General features: G+C 74.4%; 17 protein-coding genes and 2 pseudogenes. 6 read left to right on the top strand and 13 right to left on the bottom strand.

The window, feature by feature from the left end; all coding sequences use genetic code 11:
• Positions 1 to 34: 34 nt before the first annotated feature.
• Both K7G60_RS29330 and K7G60_RS29325 read right to left on the bottom strand, forming a co-directional pair.
• Positions 35 to 1,738, bottom strand: coding sequence for a DUF885 domain-containing protein (locus K7G60_RS29330; RefSeq protein WP_225803982.1), 1,704 nt, complete (start codon positions 1,736 to 1,738; stop codon positions 35 to 37).
• A gap of 49 nt (positions 1,739 to 1,787) precedes the next feature.
• Positions 1,788 to 2,285: an Lrp/AsnC family transcriptional regulator gene (locus K7G60_RS29325; protein ID WP_030686247.1), complete on the bottom strand. Its 498-nt coding sequence runs from the start codon at positions 2,283 to 2,285 to the stop codon at positions 1,788 to 1,790.
• A gap of 59 nt (positions 2,286 to 2,344) precedes the next feature.
• Here K7G60_RS29325 and K7G60_RS29320 point away from each other — a divergent pair, with 59 nt between their 5' ends.
• On the top strand, positions 2,345 to 3,571 hold the full coding sequence (locus K7G60_RS29320) for a PLP-dependent aspartate aminotransferase family protein (RefSeq protein ID WP_374115706.1): 1,227 nt from the start codon (positions 2,345 to 2,347) through the stop codon (positions 3,569 to 3,571).
• Here the strand turns inward: K7G60_RS29320 and K7G60_RS29315 are convergent.
• The 6 genes and pseudogenes from K7G60_RS29315 to K7G60_RS29290 form a co-directional block, all read right to left on the bottom strand.
• Positions 3,483 to 4,940: a GNAT family N-acetyltransferase gene (locus tag K7G60_RS29315; RefSeq protein ID WP_225803981.1), complete on the bottom strand. Its 1,458-nt coding sequence runs from the start codon at positions 4,938 to 4,940 to the stop codon at positions 3,483 to 3,485. The two genes, K7G60_RS29320 and K7G60_RS29315, sit on opposite strands and share 89 nt — an antisense overlap.
• An 88-nt stretch (positions 4,941 to 5,028) precedes the next feature.
• The gene (locus K7G60_RS29310) at positions 5,029 to 7,830 is read right to left on the bottom strand and encodes a DUF6493 family protein (RefSeq protein ID WP_225803980.1); all 2,802 of its coding nucleotides are present in this window, start codon (positions 7,828 to 7,830) and stop codon (positions 5,029 to 5,031) included.
• A gap of 98 nt (positions 7,831 to 7,928) precedes the next feature.
• A pseudogene (locus K7G60_RS29305) lies at positions 7,929 to 8,270 on the bottom strand (SWIM zinc finger family protein); the annotation flags it as partial.
• 68 nt (positions 8,271 to 8,338) lie between these two features.
• Complete coding sequence (locus tag K7G60_RS29300) at positions 8,339 to 9,931, bottom strand: alkaline phosphatase (protein WP_225803979.1); 1,593 nt, start codon at positions 9,929 to 9,931, stop codon at positions 8,339 to 8,341.
• 198 nt (positions 9,932 to 10,129) lie between these two features.
• Positions 10,130 to 11,539, bottom strand: a complete 1,410-nt coding sequence (locus tag K7G60_RS29295) for a PLP-dependent aminotransferase family protein (protein ID WP_225803978.1) — start codon at positions 11,537 to 11,539, stop codon at positions 10,130 to 10,132.
• Positions 11,540 to 11,623: 84 nt separating this feature from the next.
• Entirely contained in the window at positions 11,624 to 12,655 is a 1,032-nt protein-coding gene (locus K7G60_RS29290) for a trans-acting enoyl reductase family protein (RefSeq protein WP_225803977.1), read from the bottom strand.
• 107 nt (positions 12,656 to 12,762) lie between these two features.
• On the opposite strand from K7G60_RS29290, the gene K7G60_RS29285 reads away from it, so the two are divergent.
• Both K7G60_RS29285 and K7G60_RS39510 read left to right on the top strand, forming a co-directional pair.
• Positions 12,763 to 13,782: a helix-turn-helix domain-containing protein gene (locus K7G60_RS29285; RefSeq protein ID WP_225803976.1), complete on the top strand. Its 1,020-nt coding sequence runs from the start codon at positions 12,763 to 12,765 to the stop codon at positions 13,780 to 13,782.
• A 10-nt stretch (positions 13,783 to 13,792) separates the two neighbouring features.
• Positions 13,793 to 14,629: pseudogene (locus tag K7G60_RS39510) on the top strand (EamA family transporter); the annotation flags it as partial.
• Positions 14,630 to 14,677: 48 nt separating this feature from the next.
• Here the strand turns inward: K7G60_RS39510 and K7G60_RS29280 are convergent.
• Entirely contained in the window at positions 14,678 to 15,451 is a 774-nt protein-coding gene (locus tag K7G60_RS29280; RefSeq protein WP_263986459.1) for an alpha/beta fold hydrolase, read from the bottom strand.
• Positions 15,452 to 15,681: 230 nt separating this feature from the next.
• On the opposite strand from K7G60_RS29280, the gene K7G60_RS29275 reads away from it, so the two are divergent.
• Together K7G60_RS29275 and K7G60_RS29270 are read left to right on the top strand one after the other, a co-directional pair.
• Positions 15,682 to 16,581, top strand: a complete 900-nt coding sequence (locus K7G60_RS29275; RefSeq protein ID WP_225803974.1) for an RNA polymerase sigma-70 factor — start codon at positions 15,682 to 15,684, stop codon at positions 16,579 to 16,581.
• A 258-nt stretch (positions 16,582 to 16,839) separates the two neighbouring features.
• Positions 16,840 to 17,580, top strand: coding sequence for a GntR family transcriptional regulator (locus K7G60_RS29270; RefSeq protein ID WP_225803973.1), 741 nt, complete (start codon positions 16,840 to 16,842; stop codon positions 17,578 to 17,580).
• Between the two features lie 48 nt (positions 17,581 to 17,628).
• Here K7G60_RS29270 and K7G60_RS29265 read toward each other — a convergent pair whose 3' ends face one another.
• The 4 genes from K7G60_RS29265 to K7G60_RS29250 all read right to left on the bottom strand — a co-directional run bounded on the left by K7G60_RS29265 (position 17,629) and on the right by K7G60_RS29250 (position 21,875).
• Positions 17,629 to 18,786, bottom strand: coding sequence for an ROK family transcriptional regulator (locus tag K7G60_RS29265; protein ID WP_225803972.1), 1,158 nt, complete (start codon positions 18,784 to 18,786; stop codon positions 17,629 to 17,631).
• Positions 18,787 to 19,003: 217 nt separating this feature from the next.
• A complete protein-coding gene (gene mug, locus K7G60_RS29260) occupies positions 19,004 to 19,489 on the bottom strand; it encodes a G/U mismatch-specific DNA glycosylase (RefSeq protein ID WP_225803971.1) in 486 nt (161 codons plus the stop codon).
• Positions 19,490 to 19,551: 62 nt separating this feature from the next.
• Positions 19,552 to 20,994: an adenylosuccinate lyase gene (gene purB, locus K7G60_RS29255; RefSeq protein ID WP_177181809.1), complete on the bottom strand. Its 1,443-nt coding sequence runs from the start codon at positions 20,992 to 20,994 to the stop codon at positions 19,552 to 19,554.
• A gap of 98 nt (positions 20,995 to 21,092) precedes the next feature.
• Complete coding sequence (locus K7G60_RS29250; protein ID WP_225803970.1) at positions 21,093 to 21,875, bottom strand: SGNH/GDSL hydrolase family protein; 783 nt, start codon at positions 21,873 to 21,875, stop codon at positions 21,093 to 21,095.
• Positions 21,876 to 21,939: 64 nt separating this feature from the next.
• On the opposite strand from K7G60_RS29250, the gene K7G60_RS29245 reads away from it, so the two are divergent.
• A partial coding sequence (locus K7G60_RS29245) for a maleylpyruvate isomerase N-terminal domain-containing protein (RefSeq protein ID WP_225803969.1) occupies positions 21,940 to 22,833 on the top strand: 894 nt, incomplete at its 3' end.

Below are 22,833 nucleotides of genomic sequence, written 5' to 3'. Positions count from 1 at the left end.
GTGACCGACCGGGGATTCTCGTCATGTGAAAGGCTCAGAGGCGGGAGATCTCGTCCACCAGGTCGTCCAGACCGAGGGGTCCCTGGGAGAGGGCCGCCATGTGCCAGGCCTTCGCGTCGAACGCCTCGCCGTGCGCGGCCCGCGCGTTGGCCCGGCCGAGCAGCCAGGCGCGCTCGCCCAGCTTGTAGCCGATCGCCTGGCCCGGCATCGACAGATAGCGGGTCATCTCGCTCTCCACGAAGGACGGCGGGCGGCTGCTGTGCAGCTGGAAGAACTCCTGGGCGAGTTCCGGCGTCCACCGCTCGCCCGGGTGGAAGGGCGACTCCGCGGGGATCTCCAGGCCGAGGTGCATGCCGATGTCCACGATCACCCGGCACGCGCGCATCATCTGGCCGTCGAGGTAGCCGAGGCGCCGCTCCGCGTCGGGCAGGAAGCCCAGTTCGTCCATCAGCCGCTCGGCGTACAGCGCCCAGCCCTCCGAGTTCGCGCTGACCTTCCCGATGGTCGCCTGGTAGCGGGAGAGCCGGTCGGCGACGTGCGCCCACTGCGCGATCTGCAGGTGGTGGCCGGGGACGCCCTCGTGGTACCAGGTGGACACCAGGTCGTACACCGGGAAACGGGTCGTGCCGTCCACGGGCAGCCAGGTGCGGCCCGGGCGCGAGAAGTCCTCGGACGGACCCGTGTAGTACGGCGCGGCGGCGCCGCCGGGCGGGGCGATCCGGGACTCCACCCGCCGCACCCGCTCGGCGAGTTCGAAGTGGTGGCCGTCGAGCGCCTCGATGGCCTGGTCCATCAGCTCCTGGAGCCAGACCCGGACCTCCTCCACGCCCTCGATGTGCGTGCCGTGCTCGTCGAGGTGGGCGAGCGCCTCCCAGGGGCCCGCGCCCGGCAGGATCCGCTCGGCCTCGGTCCGCATCTCGCCGAGGAGCCGGTGGTACTCGCTCCAGCCGTACGCGTAGGCCTGGTCGAGGTCCAGGTCGGTGCCGTTGAAGAAGCGGGTCCAGCGCTGGTAGCGCTCGCGGCCCACCGTGTTCGGCGCGTCGGCCACGGCCGGCGCGTACACGTCCCGCATCCAGTCCCGCAGCGCCCCGACGGCGGCGGTGGCGCCCTTCGCGGCCGTCGCGAGCTCGGCCCTCAGCTCCTCGGGGAGCGTGGCGGGGCCGGCGGCGGCGAACTCCTCGAACCAGCCGGGCTTGCCGCTCTCCCCGCCCGCCCACTCGGTGAGCTGCTCGACGAACGTGGCGGTGGGGCGCGGCCCGCCGAAGAGCTTGCGCTCCAGGCCCAGCCCGAGCGAGGCGCGGTAGCCGTCGAGTGCGGCCGGGACCGCGCGCAGCCGGGCGGCGACCGCCTCCCAGTCCTCCTCGGTCTCCGTCGGCATGACGGTGAAGACGATGCGGACGCTGTGCGCCGGGGAGCGCATGTTGCTGACCGTGCGGAGGTTCTCCTCGGCCTCGTGCATGGCCAGTTCCGCCGTCAGCCGCTCCCGCAGCAGCCGGGCGCAGCGCCGCTCGGCGTCGCTGTCCGCGCCCGGCGCCCGCTCGGCCTCGTCGAGCCGGGCGAGCGTGCGGCGGGCGAGATCGGCCACCGCACGCTGTCCGGCGGGCGAGAAGTCCGGCAGCAGTCCGGCGCTCTCCTTGACTCCCAGGTACGTACCGGTGATCGGGTCGAGGGCGATGAGTGCGTCGACGTGGTCGTCGGCGACCTGGCGGGGCAGCGCGCTGCTGGAAGTGTCTGGCATGGGGGTCATCCTGGCGCCTCCGGCGGGCCCGCGTCACCCTCGTCGGGCCTCAGTCGGCTGACAAGGAAGGGCCGGGAGAGGGTGGCAGCAGAGGGCCGCATTCCCACTGCTGGAAGATCAGCCGGGTCTCGACGCGGGCCACCTCGCGGCGCGAGGTGAACTCGTCGAGGACGAGACGCTGCAGGTCGGCGGGGTCGGCCACGGCCACGTGCACCAGGTAGTCGTCGGGCCCGGTGAGGTGGAACAGTGCCCGGGACTCCGGCAGGGCCCGGATCCGGTCGACGAACGGACCGATCAGTTCACGCCGGTGGGGGCGGACCTGGACAAGGAGGAGCGCTTCGAGCCCGCGCCCGAGTTTGGCCGGATCCAGTCGTAGCTGGTGTCCGAGGATCACACCGGTGCGGCGCAGCCGTGCCACCCGGTCGAGGCAGGTGGAGGGTGCGACGCCGACCTCGGCGGCGAGTTCGCGGTAGGTGCTCCGGGCGTCGTTCTGCAGGAGGCGAAGAATATGCAGATCGACCGCGTCCAGTACGACAGAATCGGCCATCCGGCGAACGTAACACGGTGATGTGACGCTACTTTCCGGTATCCGTTCACAGTGCCGCCATGGACGCCATGGATCACGGCCTCTCGGCCATCCCGAGGGCCCTTGCCACCGAAGCCGTGCACGCCGGCCGCGAAGACCTCGCCGGACTCGGACTGCACGCCCCGCCGCTCGACCTGTCCACCACCTACCCCTCGTACGACGCCCGGGCCGAGGCCGCCCGGATCGACGAGTTCGCCACCACCGGCGCCCGGCTCGACGGACCGCCCGTCTACGCCCGGCTCGACAACCCGACCGTCGCCCGCTTCGAGGAGGCCCTGGCCCGCCTGGAGGGCGCCGAGGCGGCCGTCGCCTTCGCCAGCGGCATGGCCGCCCTCACCGCCGTGCTCCTCGCCCGGGCGAGCCAGGGGCTGCGGCACGTCGTCGCGGTCCGCCCGCTGTACGGCTGCAGCGACCACCTCCTCGACGCCGGGCTGCTCGGCACCGAGGTGACCTGGACCGACCCGGCGGGCATCGCCGACGCGATCCGGCCCGACACCGGCCTCGTCATGGTCGAGTCGCCCGCCAACCCGACGCTCGCCGAGGCCGACATCCGAGCCGTCGCCCACTCCTGCGGCTCCGTCCCGCTGCTCGTCGACAACACCTTCGCCACTCCGGTGCTCCAGCGGCCCGTCGAGCAGGGCGCGCGGATCGTGCTGCACAGCGCCACCAAGTACCTGGGCGGCCACGGCGACGTCATGGGCGGAGTCGTCGCCTGCGACGAGGAGTTCGCCCGTACCCTCCGTCAGGTCCGGTTCGCCACCGGCGGGGTGCTCCACCCGCTCGCCGGATACCTGCTGCTGCGGGGCCTCTCCACCCTGCCGGTACGGGTCAGGGCGGCGTCCTCGACGGCCGCGGAGCTGGTCCGGCGGCTCGCCACCGACCCCCGCATCGCCCGCGTCCACTACCCGCGGATCGGCGGTGCGATGATCGCCTTCGAGGTGTACGGGGACCCGCACGCCGTGATCGCCGGCGTACGGCTCATCACGCCGGCGGTCAGCCTCGGCAGCGTCGACACCCTCATCCAGCACCCGGCCTCCATCAGCCACCGGATCGTGGCCGAGGGAGACCGGCGCTCCGCCGGCGTCAACGACCGGCTGCTGCGGATGTCGGTCGGCCTCGAGGACGTCGAGGACCTGTGGCGCGACCTGACCGAGGCGCTCAGCGCTCCGCCCGCCGCGTCCCTTCGCGCGGCTGCTCCTGCCGCACCCGGGCGGCCGGTCGGGGTGCCGAGGCCAGCCGGGCCGTGATCACCAGGGTGCCCTCTTCGATCTGGTAGTCGAGGGGGAGGTTCAGCGCCCGCATCGCGGCCACCATCCCCGTGTTGGAGGACTGCGTCACGGCGTACACGCTGTCGCAGCCGGTCTCCTCGGCCATCGCCACCAGTCGGCCGAGGAGCTCGGAGCCGATGCCGCGCCGCTGCCAGTCGTCCTCGACGAGGAGGGCGACCTCCGTCTCGTCGCCGTCCCACAGCAGGTGGCCGAGGGCGACGAGACGGCCGGAGGCCGTCTGCACGGCGAGGGTGCGGCCGAAGCGGGGGCTGAGCAGGTGATCGAGGTAGCGGTCGGCGTCGCCGACGGGACCGTGGTAGCGCAGGCCCAGGGTGCGGGCCGAGCAGCGGTCGTGCATGGCGCGCGCGGCGGCCAGGTCGCGCTGGTCGGCGCGGCGGACCGTGATCTCGTTGCCCTCCGGCAGGGTCAGCACGTCCTGGCTGCGCGGGACGCGGGGGCCGAGCCGGGCGTCGAGCTCGACGAGGGCACGGGCCCGGGCGAACTCGGTCGGGGTGAAGGGCAGATAGGGCCGCTCGACGATGAGGGTGCCGCCGTGCGGGTCGCGCAGCCGCATCACGGTCTCCTCCAGGACGCCCTCGACCGGGGCCTGTTCGCCGGTGGGGCGGCCGGTCAGCGAGACCGCCGGCACGGAGTGGAGGGTGCAGCGGCCGAGGAGCTGCCGCAGCGCGAGCGGCAGTTCGGCCGCGTCGAGCGCGGTACGGGTGGCGAGCCCCAGGACCCTGGTGGGGGTGTCCACCAGGTCGTGGGTGTCGGCCCGCTCGGTCCAGGTGTCGCGGCCGCCGGCCGCGGCCGTCTCGCGGGCGAGGGCCTGCGCGGAGAGGGCGGCGGGGGCGCGCAGCAGGAACTCGTCGACCGTGCCGTCGGCGAGCGGATGGGTCTGGAGGGTGAGGATGTCCACGTCCAGGCGGGCGAGGACCGTGCACAGCGCGGCGAGACTGCCCGGGGTGTCCGCGACGGTGGTCCGCATCCGCCACAGCGTCGTCTCGGCCGGTGTCCCGGACCCCCTCTCCGTCTCCGTCTCCCGCTCGTTCGCCGGGGAGCCGCTCGGGGCCGGCAGGTCCGTGATGGGGTGCCCGCCGGTGTGAGCGGCGGGCGGGGCATGGTCGGCATGACTGCGCCTCCGCGCCCACCAGGTGTGGAACGCGGCGGTGGCGACCAGCGTGATCGCGGAGAAGACCAGGAGGTAGGGGCCGTCGGGGCCCTTGACGATGGTCTTGGCGATCGTGTCGGCCACCACCACGGCGGTGAACAGGGCGGCGAGCTCGATCAGGTCGTGCCGCCAGTGGTGCGGACGGCGGGCGCTCTTCGAAGACGTCACATCGGTCATGACTTCACTGTGACCCAGCGGTGTTGCGTGATCGCGAACGCTTTGTGACTGACGGGTTAAGCGCCGATCTGTTGACTTAAGGGCCGATTCAGACCGTTTCTGTCAGAGGCTGATCGGCCCCCTGACGGAGTGCGCTCAGCAGCCGTCTGGCCTGCACCGCCAGCTGCGTGGAACCCCGCCCCGAGGCGAGCGCGGCGAGCCCGGCGACCTCCCCGACGGCCCCGCACCGCTCCACGCAGTCGGCGGCCACCGCGAGGACCTCGCCGAGCCCCCGCACCGGCCGCGCCGGCGCGAGCACCTCCGGGAGCATCGCCTCGAACACCGCCCAGACCGTCCCGTACGCCCCCGTGGCGGCCGCCGTACGGGCCGCGTCCGCCAGCCGGTTCGGCTTCACCGCGCCCTCCACGACCAGCCACGCCAGCTCCGTGCCGAGCCGACGGGCGTTCAGCTCGCGCCGCGCCGCCAGGACGAGCACGGCGTCCACCGCGCGCAGCCGGTCGTCCGCGTCCACACAGCCGAGACCGAACGCGAGGGCCAGCAGGACCGCCCGGCCGACCGGCCTGTCGGTCTCGGCCAGCGCGGTCAGCGGTTCGGTCCCGCCGCGCGAGTCCCCCTCGGCGCAGTGCACGAGGGCCGGCAGAAGACAGGCCGCGAGCAGCTCACGGTCGGCCGGCAGCACCGGGGCCCACTGCGCCCGGCCCTCCACCCAGTGATGACAGCGGCGGGGAGCCGCCTCCAGGGCGCCACCGAGCCACTGGAAGGCGGGCGGGAACTCCGCCAGGACCGCCTGGTGTTCGACGAGATCGACCACGATCCGGTCGGCCAGCCACCACCTCTTCGGCGTCCTGTCCTCGTCCCGGGGGAGGAGCCGCACGGTGGCCCCCACGGCCGCCTCCTCGCGCAGCCAGGCGGCGAGCCGCAGTCCGGCCGGGGTGCCGAGCGCCGCCGCCTCCTCGGTCGCCCGCCTCGCCGACGGACCGGCCCGCAGCACCCGGAGCAGCGCCTGGGCGAGATCGGCCGGAGCGGGCTCGACGCCGGCGTCCCGGTACTCCCGCAGCCGTTCCACCAGGACCGCCGGGTCGATCGCCCCCGTGCTCCAGGTCGGCGTGGCGAGGAGGAACGGCAGCGCGTCCGTGCCCACGAGGCCGGCGACCTCCCACAGCCGGGCGTCGAGGACCCCCGACAGACCCTGGTGGAGACAGGAGTCCGCGCCGGGGCCCTGGGTGCGGCGGAAGTCGACGAGCGCCGGGTCCAGCAGCCCGAGCAACCCCGCGAGCACCACGTGGATCCCATGGGTCTCGTACGTGAAGTAGTGGGCCTCCTGCTCCCACCGGGGCCGGGGAAAGGCCTCCCGCACCGCCTCCGCCACGGCCGCCCGGTCCCGGTGCGCGTGCCGCACCAGACCGTCGAGCGCCCGCTCGAACGCCGCGGGCTCCTCCGAGAGCCGCCTCACCACCAGCTGCGCAACCAGCTCCTCGACCGTCGTCGCCGGGGGCGCGAGCCGCTGGACCTCCGGCACCGGCGGCAGGATCTCCTCGTACGGAAACGCCGTCCCCTGCCCCAGGTCCGCGCCGAACAGCTCCTCCGCGGCCCGCCGGTGCGTCGGGCTCAGCATCCCGGCGGCCTCCGCGAGTTCGCGCCGCACCTCGGCGTCCACGGCCGGCAGATGACGGCCGACCAGCTTGAGGGCCCGCTCCTGCACGCCGGTGTCCTCGTTCCCGAAGGCCTCCGTCACGGCGGGCAGCAGCTCCCCGGCCGCGCCCGGCTCCTCGGCCAGCACCTTGCCGACCAGCGCCAACTGGGCCCGCACCAGCTTCTTCTCGGTACGGAAGAGGACTCCGGCGGTCATCTCGGCCAGCGCCCCGACCGGCAGAGTCCCCGCCGAGGCGAGCTCCGTCAGGACGTCCTGCGCGTACCCGGCGACGAGCGAGGGGGCGTCGGACGCGATCCCGACCCAGTCCGGGATCCGCTCCCGCAGCGCCTCCGCGTCCGGTTCGAGCAGCCGCACCATCTCCAGAGGGAGGCGCAGGTTCCGGACGGGGCCGCCGCGCAGCAGCCGGGACACGCACACGTCCAGGACCCGAGCCCGGTCCAGGACCCCTTCCCCGACGAGCGTCCGCAGGGCGGTGGGCCAGTGCCTCTGCGGACGACGGCCGAGGGTGCGGGCCAGCCGTTCGGGGGGCTCGGCCATCGCGAGGGCGTGGGCCACCAGGACCGGTGTCTGCGGGTCCTCCCGGAGCCGCTCCACGAGCCGGTCGTCGGTGATGTGCCAGGTCCAGGCGGTGACGTAGCCGTCGGTGGGCGGAACCGTGTACCCCGAGCGGACCACGAGTCCGTGGAGCAGCGTGTAGCTGTTCTCCGCCACCGCCCGGCGCTTGGCCAGACGCCCCGCCAGGTCCGCCGCCCACTCCGGGTCCCGGTCGCCGAGCGCCTCCAGAGCGAGGGCGCCGTCCTTCTCCCACATCAGCAGGTCGCGCGCGCCGAGCCAGCTCGCGGCCGCCGCGGCCGTCGGGAGACAGCCGGCACCCGCCACGTACAGCGCGCTGCGGATGAGGTTCGGCAGGTGCGGGGGCGACGCCCACTTTCCGGCACGCACCTCCGCGCGCAGCGCCTTGAGCCGGGTCAGCGCGACCTTGCGCGCGGCGGCGTCCAGCGGCTCCAGGAGCCCCGGCACCAGGGCGGTCTGCCCCTCGCGCACCGCCGCGAGCAGCTCCTCGATCCCGGCCCCGCCCTTCGCGCCGCCCCCGCCGGCCCGCCCGGCGCCGGCGCCCGCGCCGCCATCCGCAGCGGCCGCGCCGCCGTCAGCGGTGCCACCGCCGGTGCCGGAAGCCGTGCCGTCCCCCGCACCGGCCGTGCCGTCGTTCTCGCCGGTCGCCACGTCGTCAGCCATCCCGGTTCCCATGCTCTTCCCCGTTCCGTTCCCCACGTCGTCCCCCCTGGTGCTCCCCGTGCCCCGCGGCTCGACCCGCGTGCCCGTCCTCACGCCGCCCCGCCGAGGCCCTCGTCGAGCACGTCCAGGCGCGCGTACACCCCGCCGCAGCCGGAGAAGGACTCGAACCGCAGCCGGTCCCCGTTCCCCGTCACCACCGGATCGGGGGATCCGGGCCCCTGCTGCCGGTGGTAGCGGGCGGCGGCCACGTCGGCGACCGCGAGCAGACCCCGGGCCGCGACCTGCGGCGAGGCGAGGAAGCCCGAGAAGAAGCGGGGACGGGCCTCCGCCCCGCTGGGCGTGAGGCCCCCCGCCGTCTCCAGACCGAGCAGCCGGCCGGAGCCCGTGGACTCCGGCGCGGACGGGCGGAGGCAGGCGAGCGCCTGTACGGATCGCGTCATGGGTACGACGGTAGGACCCCGCACTGACAATCACCCGGAACGGACCTCCGCACGCCCCTGACCTGCGGTTACTGACCGACCTGGCCGGGCTGGAGCACCTTGCTGAACAGCACCGTGCCGCCCTCGGCCCGCAGCCGTACGGTCAGCTCCCCGCTGTGGCCGTCGATGTCGACCTCGCCGAAGTACTGCGGGCTCTCCATCGGCGACAGGTTCGCCCGCTCCGGCGCCCGCACGAACACCCGCTCCGGGCCGAAGGTGGCGTCCAGGGCGTTCGCGGGGAAGCCGCCCGCCGCCAGCGGCCCGGACACGAACTCCCAGAAGGGGGCGAAGTCCTGGAAGGCCGCCCGCTCCGGCGCGTAGTGCTGCGCCGAGGTGTAGTGGACGTCCGCCGTCAACCACACCGTGCCGGTGATCCGCCGGTGCTTCACGAACCGCAGCAGCTCCGCGATCTGGAGCTCCCGGCCCAGCGGCGCACCCGGGTCGCCCTGCGCGATCGCCTCGAAGTTCGCCGCGCCGTCCGGCACGACCAGGCCGATCGGCATGTCCGCCGCGAGCACCTTCCACACCGCCCGGGACGCGGCCAGCTCCCGCTTGAGCCAGGCCAGCTGCTCGGCGCCGAGGATGCCGGTGGTGTCGTCGGCCTGCCGGCCGGGCGAGTTGGCGTTCCGGTACGAGCGCATGTCGAGCACGAACACGTCGAGCAGCGGCCCGTACCGCACCACCCGGTGCATCCGCCGCTCGCGCCCCTCCCCGCGCGCGTGGAGCGTGGAGACCGGGAAGTACTCGCCGAACGCCCGCGAGGCCCGGGCCGCGAGGACGTCCACGTCCTTCTCCGCGTAGCGGGGGTCGTCCAGGATCTGTCCCGGATACCAGTTGTTCCGCACCTCGTGGTCGTCCCACTGCACCACCGACGGCACCTGCGCGTTGAAGGCCCGGACGTTGTGGTCGAGAAGGTTGTAGCGGAAGTTGCCCCGGTACTCGTCGAGCGTCTCGGCGACCTTCGACTTCTCCGGCGTCGTGACGTTCCGCCAGATCCGTCCGTCCGGCAGGGTCACGCTCGGCCGGATGACGCCGTCGGCGTAGATCGTGTCACCGCTGCACAGGAAGAAGTCCGGGTCCAGCCTGCGCATCTCCTCGTACGCGCGAAAGCCCCCGATGTCCGGGTTGATGCCCCAGCCCTGCCCCGAGATGTCCCCGGACCACAGGAAGCGGACCCCGTCGCGGCGCCGGTCCGGGGCCGTGCGGAAGGTGCCCAGGACAGGCTCGCCCGCCCGGCGCGGATCGTCCGGGTCGAGGAGGGTGACCCGGTAGTGGATCTGCTCGCCCGCCGGCAGGCCGCGCAGCGCGGTCGTGCCGGTGAAGTCCGTGTCCGCGCCGATCAGCGGCCCGAGGTGGCGGCGCGCGTGCCGGAAGGACTCGGTCGCCGAGGTCTCCACGAGCATCCGCGCCGGCCGGTCCGAGCGCACCCACACCAGACCGGAGGAGGCCGTGACGTCACCCGTCTGCACGCCCCACTCGGCCCGGGGCCGGCCCGAGAGGGCGAACGCCGGGGCTGCGAGGCCGGTGCCGCCGAGGGCGAGCGCGGCCGACGCGGCCAGCGAGCCGCGCAGGACGTTGCGCCGGGCGGGGGAGGGGGAGGAGCCGGGCAGGGGAAGGGACATGAAAGGGCCTCCGGGGTCGGTCGTTCCGGTCGCGGACGGTGCGCCGCCCGTTCCTGCCGGCCCGGGCGCGCCGCCCCATGCCTAACGGCCGGGTGCGGCGGCCACACGAACCCCGTGTGAACAGATCGCCCTGGCCGTTGTGGATCCCGGACGTCGGATCCGGATCCAAGATCCCGGATTCTGGATCCACGACCCTCGTCACCCGCCCCCCAACCCCTCCGCCACCAGCCGGATCCCCTTCGTGACGGCCGAAGGAGACAGATGTGCGTACCCGATGACGAGCCGTACGTCCCCGTCGGCCGGACGGGCGGTGCCGTACTCCTCCAGAGTCCGCAGGGCCACCCCCGCCTCCGCCGCTCGCGCGAGGAACCGTTCCGGAGGCCCGAACCGCTCCGGTACGCGCGCGATGACGTGGAGTCCGGCCGCGATGCCGCTCACCCGGGTGCCCGGCAGGTGCTCCGCGAGGGCGGTGAGCAGCGCGTCCCGCCGCTCCCGGTAGGCGCGTTGGCAGCGGCGCAGCTGGCGGTCGTAGCCGCCGCGCGTCACGAGCTCCGCGAGGACGGCCTGGTCGAGTACGGGATTGCCGAGGTCCATCGTCCGCTTGCGTTCGACGACCTCGTCGAGGAGCGCCTCCGGGACGAGCATCCAGCCGAGCCGCAGCCCCGGGGCCAGCGACTTGCTGACCGAGCCCGCGTAGGCGACCCGTTCGGGATCGAGCCCCTGGAGCGCGCCGACGGGGGCGCGGTCGTAGCGGAAGTCGCCGTCGTAGTCGTCCTCTAGGACGTAACCGTCCACGGCGCGCGCCCAGTCGAGGAGGGCGGCCCGGCGTTCCGCCGACCAGCTGATGCCGGACGGGAACTGGTGCGAGGGCGTCACGACGACCGCCCGCACCCCCGAGTCGGCGAGTGGTTCAGGACGCAGCCCCTCCTCGTCCAGGGGCAGCCACACCGTCTCCAGGCCGGTCGAGGCGAACAGGCGCCCGTGCTCGGGGCTGCCGGGATCCTCGATCCCGACCCGGCCGTGTCCACGCGCGCGCAGGACGAAGCCGAGCAGCGTCGACGCCTGGGCCACGCCCGAGCAGACCACGAGCCGCTCCGGATCGGCCACCACGCCACGGCGCCGCGCCAGCATCGCGGCCAGCGCCTCGCGCAGTTCGGGGAGCCCGCGCGGATCCGGATAGCCGAGCGCCGGGTGGGGGAGCCGGGCGAGCACGGAACGCTGCGCCGCCGCCCACGCACTCCTGGGGAACAGCGACAGGTCGGGGGTCCCCGGGCGGAAGTCCACCCGTACCCCGGGCGCTCCGGCGGCCAGGTCGCGGGCCCCGCGCACGGCCGCTCGGGCCGCGCCGCCCACCCAGGTCCCCGCGCCCCGGCCGCTCCGCAGGTACCCCTCGGCCGTCAGCTGTTCGTACGCCTCGGTGACCAGGCCCCGCGAGACGCCGAGGTCGGCCGCGAGCGCGCGGGTCGACGGCAGCCGCGTCCCGGCCGCGAGCCGGCCCGAACGCACCGCCTCCCGCAGGGCCTCCTGCAGCGCCCGCCCCCGCCGCCGCGCCGGAGCGCCCGCGGCCGGCAGGAGCAGCTCCCAGGCCGCCTGCCCCTGGCTTCCCATGTCGTACGACCCTTCTCGCCGTCCCCGCCCGGGAGTTCGCCGATCCGCCCCGGTCGTGACCCATGATGCCGAGACCGCCCGGAGTCAGTGCCGCACGTCCAGGGAGAGGTGCGCGGACAGCGCGCACAGGAAGTCGGGCGCGTCGAACATCTCGCCTGCCGAGGCGACGCCGGTCGTCCGGGTCCGGCCGGTGAGGATCCGGTGGACGGCCTCCACCGCGAGCGGCGCGCTGACGGCGTAGATGTCCCGGCCGGCGGCGACGGCCCGGCGCTCCGCGCCCCCGGAGCGCACGAGCACGTCCACGAGGAAGGTCTGCGCGGACCGGCCGCGCTCGTCGACCGGGGCCGGTGCGGACGCGTCCGGCGCCGACAGGTCCCGGGCCGCGTCGACCGCCATGTACGTGCGCACCTCGGGCACCGCCAGGTGGCTGGGGACGGTCACGACGTCGGCCATGGTGAACCCGCCGACGACGGGCCGGGTGCCCATGGGGGCGGGGAAGGGCCACTCCAGGACGGGGAGCGCCTCGTCGTGGTACTCCAGCCGGCCTCCGGTGTGGCGGACGTGCCGGCCACCGCGCCGCTCACGGGAGACCTTGCCCGCCGCGAGGGTGCCCGCCGTGGGGTGCCAGCTGCTCAGTCCGTACGCGACGTGCACCTCGTCGGCCGCCGTCCAGTCGCCCATGGCCGTGGTGGCCAGCAGGTCGCCGAGGCCGCCGTAGAAGGCCATCGCGGGGACGATCGCCGTTCCCGCGGCGCGGGCCCGGTCGGCGAAGCGCGCGAAGGTGTCGGCGTTGGCCTCGATCTCGGCGGCCACGTCCACGTACGGGATACCGGCGCGCAACGCGGCCTCGATCACCGGGGCGCCGGTCACGGCGAACGGTCCGGCGCAGTTGACGACGGCCGCGGTGCCGGCCAGCGCGCGGTCGAGCGAGACCGGGTCGTCGACCGACGCCGGGCGGACGTCGAGCCCGTCGTGGGACGCGGCCAGCGTCCGCAGCCTCTCGGCGTCGCGGCCGGAGAGCACCGGGACGAATCCCCGCTCCAGCAGTTCCGCCACCACGAAGCGCCCGGTGTGACCGTAGGCCCCGAACACCGCGACCGTCCGAGCCGATTCCATGACTTCTCCCGTCGACTTGATTATCGAATGTTCAACTACATCCATCCTGGCGGCCGTTGCGGCCGATCGCGAGTGTCCGGAACGCCATGCCCCATACAATTACGGACATGGGTACGCTCGCGCTGGCCGTCACCGGCGGCATGCTGAACTTCGAACTCTCCCTCGCCCACGAGGTGTTCGGCTCCGTCCCGGACGCCGTCGACGTCCCCTGGTACGACGTGACCGTCTGCGGACCGGGCCCCGTGTCGGTCGAGCGGTTCCGCCTGGAACCCGACCGCGGGCTCGACCGGCTCCCGTACGCGGACACGGTGATCGTCCCCGGCTGGGCCGACGTCGACCGGCAGCCGCCCGCCGACCTGGTCGACGCTGTACGGGCGGCCCACGAGGCGGGCGCGCGCGTGGCCTCCCTGTGCACGGGCGCCTTCGTCCTCGCCGCCGCCGGTCTTCTCGACGGACGGCGCGCCACCACGCACTGGGCGCACACCGAGGCCCTGGCGGAGCGGTACCCCCGGGTGGAGGTCGACCCGGACGTGCTCTACGTCGACAACGGCACGGTGCTCACCTCCGCCGGCAAGGCCGCCGCCATGGACCTCTGCCTGCACCTCGTCCGCCTCGACCACGGCTCGGCGATCGCCAACGCGGTCGCCCGCCGCCTGGTCGTGCCCCCGCACCGGGACGGCGGTCAGGCCCAGTTCGTCACCGCGCCCGTGCCCGTCAGGCAGGACCACCCGCTCACCGAGCTGCTGCCCTGGGCGGTCGAGCGGCTCGGCGAACCGCTGACCGTGGAGGACCTGGCACGCCGGGCGCGCATGAGCTCACGCCACCTGAGCCGCCACTTCCGGGCCGCGACCGGCACCACCCCGCTGCAATGGCTGCTCACCCAGCGGATCCGCCGCGCCCAGGAGCTCCTCGAAGCCACCGACGACAGCGTCGACGCCATCGCGGAGGCCACCGGCATGGGCACCGCCACGACGCTGCGCCGCCACTTCAACCGCACCGTCGGCGTCCCCCCGGACACCTACCGCCGCACCTTCCGCGCCCGGACCGCCCCTGGCCCGGGCGCGTCGGAAGTGGTCCCCGATGGCGTGACGGAAGTGGACCTCAACCCGGGCCGCCGGACTCCCTAGCGTCGGGGGCATGAACGCGAACGCCCTGCGCGGGGTCCTCCTGGTGACCCTCGCCTACGCCCTCGTCGGTGCCTCCTTCACCGCCAACAGCCTGCTCGGCGCCTATCCGTACGCGGGCGGACAAGCCCTCCGTTACGGCGCCGCCTGTCTGCTCCTCCTCCCGCTGCTCGGCCGTGGCGGCCTCGCTCCGCTACGGCTCCTGACCGCCCGCCACGGGGTGCGGCTCGCCGCCCTCGCGGCCGTCGGCATGGTCGGCTTCAACCTCGCCGTCCTGGCCGCCGAGCGGACCGCCGAGCCCGCCGTCCCCGGCGTCCTCGTCGGCTGCGCCCCGGTCGTCGTCGCCGTCCTGGTCCCGCTCGTCGAGGGCCGCAGGCCCGCCCCCGCCGTGCTGTACGGGGCGCTGCTCGTCGCCGCCGGTGCCTTCACCGTGCAGGGCTGGGGCCGGACGGACCTGGCCGGGATCGGCTGGTCCGTGGCGGCGCTCGCGGGCGAGGTGGGCTTCACCGTGCTGGCCGTCCCGGTGCTGCGGCTGCTCGGTCCGAAGCTGCTGACGGCCGCCGTGTGCGGGATCGGCGCGGCCGAGGCGGCGCTCGTCGGCCTGGTCGTGGACGGCGCCGGGTTCGTCCGGATGCCGACGGCCGTGGAGACGGGGGCCCTGGTCTGGCAGGCGGCCCTGGCCACGGTCGTCGGGTTCGTCCTCTTCTACATGGGCGTCCAGCGCGTCGGCATGGAGAGGGCCACTCTCTACACCGGGGCCATCCCGATCGCCGCGGCCCTGAGCGCCGCCCTGGTCGGACACGCCGCCTTCGGCCTCCCCCAGGCGGTCGGCAGCCTCCTCGTCGGCGCCGGAGCCGCCCTGGGCACGGGCCTGTTCACCCGCTCGTCCCGCCCGGCCTCAGCGACTGCCGTCCAGGATCACGCGCGCGACCAGAGCGGGGTCGTCGTTCATCGGCACGTGGCCGCAGCCGGGCAGCCGGACCAGACGCGCGGCGGGCAGGACGTGCTTGGCGCGGACGCCCTGACGGCGCAGCAGCAACCGGTCACGGGTGCCCCAGGCGACGGTGACGGGGACCGACGGGACGTCGTCGCGGAAGAGGGCGGCCCGGCCCGTCGCAAGGGTCTGGTGGAAGCCGGTGGCCCCCCGCAGCGCGAGCGTCTCGGCGACCACGGCCTCGGGTGACCGACGGCCGGGCCGGGCGTAGATCGTGCTGGTGAGCACGGTGCGCCCGGCGGCCGTGCGCGAGAGGCGCTCGATCACCGGCACGGGCAGCGACAGGGCCGCGCCGCGCATGGCCCGCAGCGTCCCGAAGGCGTACCGCCGCTCGGCCTCCGACCAGAAGCCGGCGGGGGAGAGGGCGGTGACCGAGCGCACCAGCTTCTCCCGGCCGAGCTCCAGGGCGAGCAGCCCGCCCAGCGAGTTCCCCGCCACGTGCGGCCGCTCGAAGCCGACGGCCTCGCAGAAGGCGCCGAGTACGGGGACGACGGTGGAAAGGCCGTACGGGACGCCCTCCGGCAGCCCGTCGGAGACCCCGAAACCGGGCAGGTCGACGGCGATCACCTCGCGTTCGGCGGCGAGGACGTCGAGCACGGGTTCCCAGGCCTGCCAGTGGTGCCCGATGCCGTGGAGCAGCAGCAGGGGCTCGCCCGCACCCCGCCGCTCGTACGTCATGGACGTGCTGCGGGGACCCGCCGGGGTCTCGATCGTGAACGCGATCCGTGCGGGCACGCGGCTCCTCGCTTCCTCGTGAGCGGCTCGCCGACGAGCGGCTGCCGCGTGAAAACCGTCGCAGGCGCCCCTCCCTAGACGTCCCGTCAGTAAGAATTACCGCTCGGTAGCCAGGAGTTCAAGACGGGATCCGGAAACTGGACAGGGCAGGTGGCGTGGGCTGGGATGGACGGGTGCCCACCGAAACCGACACCCTCACCGAACTCTTCGAGGAGCACCGCCCGATGCTCCTCGGCGTCGCCTACCGGATGCTCGGCCGCACCGCCGACGCCGAGGACGTCGTCCAGGAGGCCTGGCTGCGCTGGACCGCCGCGGACCGGACCGCCGTCCGCGAGCCGCGCGCCTTCCTCGTGCGGATCACCACACGGCTCGCCATCGACCGGCTCCGCCAGGCGCAGGCGCGCCGCGAGTCCTACGTCGGCCCCTGGCTCCCCGAACCCCTCGTCACCGACTTCGGCCCCGCCGCCCCCGACAGCGCCGAGCGCGCCCTGCTCGCCGACTCCGTCTCGCTCGCGGTCCTCGTGGTGCTCGAATCCCTCTCCCCGCTGGAGCGGGCCGTCTTCGTGCTCCGCGAGGCCTTCGGCTTCCCGTACGGGGAGATCGCCACCGCCCTCGACCGCTCCGAGGCCGCCGTGCGCCAGCTCGCCGGGCGCGCCCGGCGCCACGTCGACGAGGGCAGGCCGCGCTACGACGTCGACCCGGCCGAGCGCCGCGACCTCACCGAGCGCTTCCTCTCCGCCGCGGCCGGCGGCGATCTCGGCGAGCTCCTCGCGCTCCTCGCCCCCGACGTCCGGCTGGTCGGCGACAGCGGCGGCAAGTCCAAGGCGCCGCTGCGGATCATCGAGAGCGCCGACAAGGTCGGCCGCTTCCTCGTCGCCGTCGCCGGGGACTCGTGGCAGGGGTACGAGGTCCGCTTCCTGGAGCTCAACGGCGCCCCGGCCGTGCTCGTCCTCGCCGACGGAAGGCCCGAGACCGTCTTCCAGATCGAGGTGCGCGACGGGCTGGTCCAGTGCGTCCACATCATCCGCAACCCCGACAAGCTCCAGGGCCTCGCCGGCCCCGCCGACGCCTGACGGAGCCACGCCGGCCTGCCGGAACCCGCCCCGCCTCCCCTCCCGGGAGGCGGGGCCTTTTGCTGCGCGGGGCTCACGAGGGCGCGAACGTCCTGTGAACGATCCAGGTCAGAGGGTCACATTCAGGGGCGTTCGACGGAGGATTGGTCTTGACCAAGGGGGTGGCTCGCCTTATGGTCGCAGAGTTAGTGCAGGAACCTTTAATAAACAAGGGCGCGGAAAAACGCCGCGGGACACGGCGAATTGCGGAGGATCAGGGTGGGGACCACGCAGCTGGCATCGGTACCGGAGCCGAAGTACCAGCACCTCAAGACGGTGATCGGCGAAGCGCTCGACTCGGACTTCGAGGTCGGGGAGATCCTGCCCAACGAGCGCGAGCTCGCGGCCCGCTTCGGCGTCGCCCGTGCCACACTCCGCCAGGCCCTGGAGCAGCTGGAGCTGGAAGGGCGCCTGCAGCGCCGCCGCGGCGTCGGCACCACCGTCGCCCCGCCGCGCGTCGGCGTCGACGTCTCCACCACCCAGCACGCCTGGCCCGGTGTCGGCGACGACGTCTGGCAGCCCCAGGACTCCACCGCCGGCACGGCCCCGGCCGCCGTCGCGCGCGTCCTGGAGACCGGCGCCGACGAGCAGGTGCACATCGTCCGCCGCCTCCGCATCAGCCAGGGCCAGCCGGTCGCGGCCGAGCTGCTCTACGTGCCGGCCGGCTCCGTCCCGGGCCTCAGCGCCATCGACGCGCCCGCGGGACCCGCCCGTGCCCGCGCCGTGCTCCGCGAGCTCCAGCACCTCGCCCTCGACGGCCAGGACCGCGCCGTGGAGCTCGGCTCCGCCCGTGCCGACGACGCCAAGGAGCTCGACCGGCTGCCGGGCGCGCCCGTCCTCGTCGTGACGACCCGCTACCTCTCCGCCGGGCGTCCGGCCGCCGTCTCCGTGGCCACCTACCGCGCCGACACCTGCCGCCTCACCTTCGGCGACTCGGCCGACCTGGTCATGGCCTCGTAACCCCCCACCCACGAACACCGGCCCGCCGCCCGGCCCCTCCACGAGGCCCTAGCGGCGGGCCGTCACCGTGCCCTCGACGGCGAAGAGCTGCTCCTCGACGTGGTCGAGGGCGAGCCGGAGGGCGCCCGTGCCCACCGCGGCCTCGCCGAGCAGGGACAGCACCACCCGGGGCGGCCGCAGGCAGAACCGCGCCAGTTCCTCGCGGAGCGGCTGGAGCACCCCGTCGAGGCCGGCCGCCCAGCCGCCGACGACCACCAGCTCGGGATCGATGGCGAGGACCAGGGCCGCCACGTCGTGCACGAGCCGCTGGATGAAGCGGTCCACCGCCGCCTCCGCGCGCGCGTCGCCCTTGCGGGCCAGCGCGAAGACCTCGGCGACCGCCTGCTCGTCCAGCGGGTGCAGCGGCTCGTCCGTGGTCGAGAGGAGGCGCTCCGGGGTGGCGCCCCTGCCCAGCAGATGCAGGGCGCCGATCTCCCCGGCCGCCCCGCCGAAGCCCCGGTGCAGCCGGCCGCCGATCAGCGAGCCGGCGCCGGGGCTGAGGCCGGCCAGGACGAAGACGATGTCGTCGGAGTCGGTCGCGGCACCCTTCCAGTGCTCGGCGACGGCCGCCGCGTTGGCGTCGTTCTCCACGATCACCGGGCAGCGGAAGGAGCGCCGCAGCCGCTCGCCGAGCGCGAGGCCCGTCCAGCCGGGCAGCGCCGTGCCGAGGCGTACGGTGCCGTCGGCCTCCACGATGCCGGGCGTGCCGACGCCGACGGCCCGCAGGTTGGACCGGGCGACCCCGGCCCTGCGCAGCACGTCGGCCACGACCGTGCGCACCCGGTCCAGGCGCTCGTCCTCGGACGCCGTCTCCGACACCTCGCGGGACCCGGCGCCGATGATGCGCCCGTCCAGACCGGAGAGCAGGGCGGCGACGCGGTGCGGGCCGATCTCGATGCCGAGCAGATGACCGGCCTCCGCGCGGAAGCGGAACCTCCGCGCCGGGCGTCCCTGCCGCCGGGCCTCGCCCTCCTCGGGCGCCGACTCGACGACGAGACCGCCCTCCATGAGGCCCTCGACGACCCCCTCGACCGTGGGCCGCGACAGGCCCGTGATCCGGGTCAGATCCGTGAGCGTGGGCGCGTCGGCGCCGCGCAGCGCATGGAGTACCACCGCGGAGTTGATCCGCCGCAGCAGAGACGGATCCCCGCCGGTCAGCCGCCCCACAGTGTGTCCTCCCAGCTCGTGCACCTCTTCGGCGGATGGTACTCAATGGGCCCGGTGGCGGCGAGCGCCGCCCCCGCGGCGGACCGGACGCCCCCGCGCCCCGCACCTGGCGGTACGTCAACTGCCGTAGGAGGTGGAGCGGGGCGGGCCCGCCGCCCCGCTCACCGCCCGCCGGGAGCCGCCGGAGGAGCCGAGCCCGCGGCCCGTCCCGGAACCGTCACCGAGCCGCTTCCCGCAGCCGGGCGAACTCCTCGGCCATCGTCGCCGTCGTCCAGTGGGCGTTGAGGCCGCTCGGGTTGGGGAGCACCCAGACGCGGGTGGATCCGATCACCCGGTCCTGCGGCCCGACCATCGCCTTCGGCTCCCCGAAGGCCGTGCGGTACGCGGTGACGCCGACGACCGCGAGCCAGCGCGGCCGGAGGCGTTCCACCTTCTCCACGAGCAGCCGCCCGCCCTCGCGGTACTCCTCGCGGCTCAGCTCGTCGGCCCGGGCGGTCGCCCGCGCCACCACGTTCGTGATGCCGAGCCCGTAGGCGAGGAGTTCCTCCTGCTCGTCCGGCCGCAGCCGCCTCGGCGTGAACCCGGACAGGTGCAGCACCGGCCAGAAGCGGTTGCCCGGCCGGGCGAAGTGGTGGCCCGTCGCCGCCGTCATCAGCCCCGGATTGATCCCGCAGAAGAGGACGGAAAGGCCGCTCGCGACCACGTCGGGAACGACGCGGTCGCGAGCGGCCTCCAGCTCCTCCGCGGAGAACCGGGGGGTCCGGGTCAGAGGATCGCCCCGGGGGTGTAGGCGGCGGCCTCCGGGTGCTGCTTGAGGATCTCCTCGATGCGGGAGACCACGGACGCGACCTGGTCGGCGGCGGCGCCCGTGAAGGACAGCTTGTCCGCCATCAGCTCGTCGAGCTGCGCCCGGTCCAGCGGGATCCGCTCGTCGGCGGCCAGCTTGTCGAGGAGCTCGTTGCGCTCGGCGCCCTGCTCGCGCATGGCGAGGGCGGAGGCGACGGCGTTCTCCTTGATGGCCTCGTGGGCGACCTCGCGGCCCACGCCGGCGCGGACGGCGCCCATGAGGACCTTGGTGGTCGCCAGGAAGGGCAGGTAGCGGTCGAGCTCACGGGCGACGACGGCCGGGAAGGCGCCGAACTCGTCGAGCACGGTGAGGAAGGTCTCCAGGAGGCCGTCGAGCGCGAAGAACGCGTCCGGCAGCGCGACCCGGCGGACCACGGAGCAGGACACGTCGCCCTCGTTCCACTGGTCGCCCGCCAGCTCACCGGTCATCGAGGCGTAGCCGCGCAGGATGACCATGAGGCCGTTGACGCGCTCGCAGGAGCGGGTGTTCATCTTGTGCGGCATCGCCGAGGAGCCGACCTGGCCGGGCTTGAAGCCCTCGGTGACCAGCTCGTGGCCCGCCATCAGACGGATCGTCTTGGCGATCGAGGACGGCGCGGCGGCCAGCTGCACCAGCGAGGTGACCACGTCGTAGTCGAGCGAGCGCGGGTAGACCTGGCCGACCGAGGTGAAGGCGTGCGCGAAGCCGAGGTGACCGGCGATCCGCTGCTCCAGCTCCGCCAGCTTGCCGGCGTCGCCGCCGAGCAGGTCCAGCATGTCCTGCGCGGTGCCGACCGGGCCCTTGATGCCGCGCAGCGGGTAACGGCCGAGCAGCTCCTCCAGGCGCGCGTACGCCACGAGCAGCTCGTCGGCGGCGGTCGCGAAGCGCTTGCCGAGGGTGGTCGCCTGGGCGGCGACGTTGTGCGAGCGGCCGGCCATGACCAGCTCCGCGTACTCGGCGGAGAGCTTGCCGAGGCGGGCGAGGACGGCGACCGTGCGGTCTCGCATCAGCTCCAGGGAGAGCCGGATCTGCAGCTGCTCGACGTTCTCGGTGAGGTCGCGCGAGGTCATGCCCTTGTGCACGTGCTCGTGGCCGGCGAGGGCGTTGAACTCCTCGATCCGGGCCTTCACGTCGTGCCGGGTGACCTTCTCGCGCTCGGCGATGGAGCCGAGGTCGACCTGGTCGAGAACGCGCTCGTAGTCGGCGAGGGCGGCGTCCGGAACCTCGATCCCGAGGTCCTTCTGCGCACGCAGCACGGCGAGCCACAGCTGACGCTCCAGCTTCACCTTCTGCTCGGGAGACCAGAGGACGGCGAGCTCCGCGGAGGCGTAGCGGCCGGCCAGAACGTTGGGGATGCGGGGCTTAGCAGTCACAGCAGTCACGTGGACAGAGTTTACTGGTGGTTTCTGCAGGCCAGCGCCACGGCCCGGTGTGGAGCTTGCTACGAGACGCAGGTCACCCGCGCGCGTGGGCGCCCCCGCTACGCACCGGCCGGGGGTTCGTACGGCAGCAGCTCGGGACGCTTGGGCGGGCGGCCGTCCCCCGAGGAGCGGCCGGTCAGACGCCGTCCGATCCAGGGGCCGAGGTGCTCACGGGCGAAGCGGGCGTCCGCGATCCGGCGGCTCGCCCAGCCGGGGCGTACGGCCGGGGGCAGCGGTGCGCGCCAGTCCTCCTCGGGCGCCAGGCCGAGCGCCTGCCACACGGCCTCGGCGACCCGCCGGTGCCCGTCGGCCGTCAGGTGCAGCCGGTCCACGTCCCACAGCCGGGGGTCGCCGAGCGGCGGGGCGCCGTACAGGTCGACGACCAGGGCGCCGTGCGTGGCGGCGAGCGCGTCGATGTGGGCGAACAGCTCCTCCATCCGGGGGCGGAAGCGCTCCATGACCGGCCCGTTGCGGCCGGGGCTGCGCATGAGGACCAGCTGCCCGCAGGAGGGTGTGAGGCGTTCCACTGCCTCGGTGAGGAGGTCCCGCACCCGGACCATGTCGACCTTGGGGCGCAGGGTGTCGTTGAGCCCGCCGACCAGGGTCACCACATCGGCCTTCATGCTTGCGGCCAGGTCGACTTGCTCGTCGACGATCTGGCCGATGAGCTTGCCGCGCACGGCGAGGTTCGCGTAGCGGAAGCCGGGGGAGCGGGCGGCGAGACGGCCCGCGAGGACGTCGGCCCAGCCCCGGTAGGAGCCGTCGGGCTTCAGGTCCGACATACCCTCGGTGAAGCTGTCCCCGACGGCGACGAGACTGTTGTACGTGGCATTGATCTCCATGGCGGAGTGATCATACCGCGCGGTATGCGCGGGATGCCGTGGAGAACCCGGGAGGGGAAATCCGATGAGCGACGCGCTGCTGAGCGCCCTGGCCGAGTCCCTGGCCGAGCTGGTGACGGCGGTCGAGACCTCCGACGACGAGGTCCTCGATCCCGACACGGCCGTGAAGTGGCTGGAGGGCACCGCCTACACACTGAGGGGACTCGGTGCCGCCGACCGCCGGCTGCTCGACGGGCTGTTCCGCGAGGCGGCGCTGCGGCAGCCGGCCGGCCCGTGGCGCGAGGAGCTCCTCAAGGTCTCCGAGGGCTTCGGCCTGACCGAGGACGCCCACGCCGAGACCTGCGACGCCGCCCTGGCCCACGCCCGGCGCTTCGCCGCGACCGTCCGCGACGCCGACCCCGCGACCCCCGTCCCCACCTGCCCCGGCTGGACCCTGGCGGACCTGACGCGGCACCTGGGCACCGTCCACCACTGGGCCGAGCACCTGGTGCGGACCCGGCCCGCCACCCGGGTCCTCGCCCGCGACGTCCCCCTCGACCTGCCGGCCGACCCCGCCGCGTACGCCGACCGGCTCGAAGCCGCGGCGGAGCGGTTCGCCGCCACCGCGCGCGAGGCCGATCCGGACGCCCCGGTCTGGTCGCCCGGCGCCGACCCGCACGTCCGCCACTACCCGCGCCACGTGCTCTTCGAGACCCTGGTCCACCTCGCCGACGCCGAGCTCGCCGTCGCCGGGACGGCGGGGCCCCTCGACCCCGGAACGGCGGCGGACGCCATCGACCACTTCCTCGGGAACGCCCCGTACATCCCCTGGATCGCCGAACCGCTCGCCCACCTCGACCGCGACGGCGCCGTCCTGCGCCTCGGCGCCCGCGACACCGGCACCGTCTGGACCCTCGTCCTCGGCGGGGGCGGCGTCACCCGGAGCCGGGGGGGGCCGGCGGGCCGGGCGGGGCCGGGG

Source organism: Streptomyces sp. NK15101 (assembly GCF_020400725.1).
Taxonomy (GTDB): Bacteria; Actinomycetota; Actinomycetes; order Streptomycetales; family Streptomycetaceae; genus Streptomyces.
This window is presented reverse-complemented; position numbering and strand designations above follow the sequence as displayed.

Excerpts from the sequence above, each read along its gene's own strand:
- K7G60_RS29250 (WP_225803970.1), bottom strand. The coding sequence starts at position 21,875 with ATGGAGATCAATGCCACGTACAACAGTCTCGTCGCCGTCGGGGACAGC.
- K7G60_RS29300 (WP_225803979.1), bottom strand. The coding sequence starts at position 9,931 with ATGTCCCTTCCCCTGCCCGGCTCCTCCCCCTCCCCCGCCCGGCGCAAC.
- K7G60_RS29315 (WP_225803981.1), bottom strand. The coding sequence starts at position 4,940 with ATGACCGATGTGACGTCTTCGAAGAGCGCCCGCCGTCCGCACCACTGG.
- K7G60_RS29320 (WP_374115706.1), top strand. The coding sequence starts at position 2,345 with ATGGACGCCATGGATCACGGCCTCTCGGCCATCCCGAGGGCCCTTGCC.
- K7G60_RS29295 (WP_225803978.1), bottom strand. The coding sequence starts at position 11,539 with ATGGGAAGCCAGGGGCAGGCGGCCTGGGAGCTGCTCCTGCCGGCCGCG.
- K7G60_RS29325 (WP_030686247.1), bottom strand. The coding sequence starts at position 2,285 with ATGGCCGATTCTGTCGTACTGGACGCGGTCGATCTGCATATTCTTCGC.
- K7G60_RS29285 (WP_225803976.1), top strand. The coding sequence starts at position 12,763 with ATGGGTACGCTCGCGCTGGCCGTCACCGGCGGCATGCTGAACTTCGAA.
- K7G60_RS29290 (WP_225803977.1), bottom strand. The coding sequence starts at position 12,655 with ATGGAATCGGCTCGGACGGTCGCGGTGTTCGGGGCCTACGGTCACACC.
- K7G60_RS29280 (WP_263986459.1), bottom strand. The coding sequence starts at position 15,451 with ATGACGTACGAGCGGCGGGGTGCGGGCGAGCCCCTGCTGCTGCTCCAC.
- K7G60_RS29310 (WP_225803980.1), bottom strand. The coding sequence starts at position 7,830 with ATGGCTGACGACGTGGCGACCGGCGAGAACGACGGCACGGCCGGTGCG.
- K7G60_RS29330 (WP_225803982.1), bottom strand. The coding sequence starts at position 1,738 with ATGCCAGACACTTCCAGCAGCGCGCTGCCCCGCCAGGTCGCCGACGAC.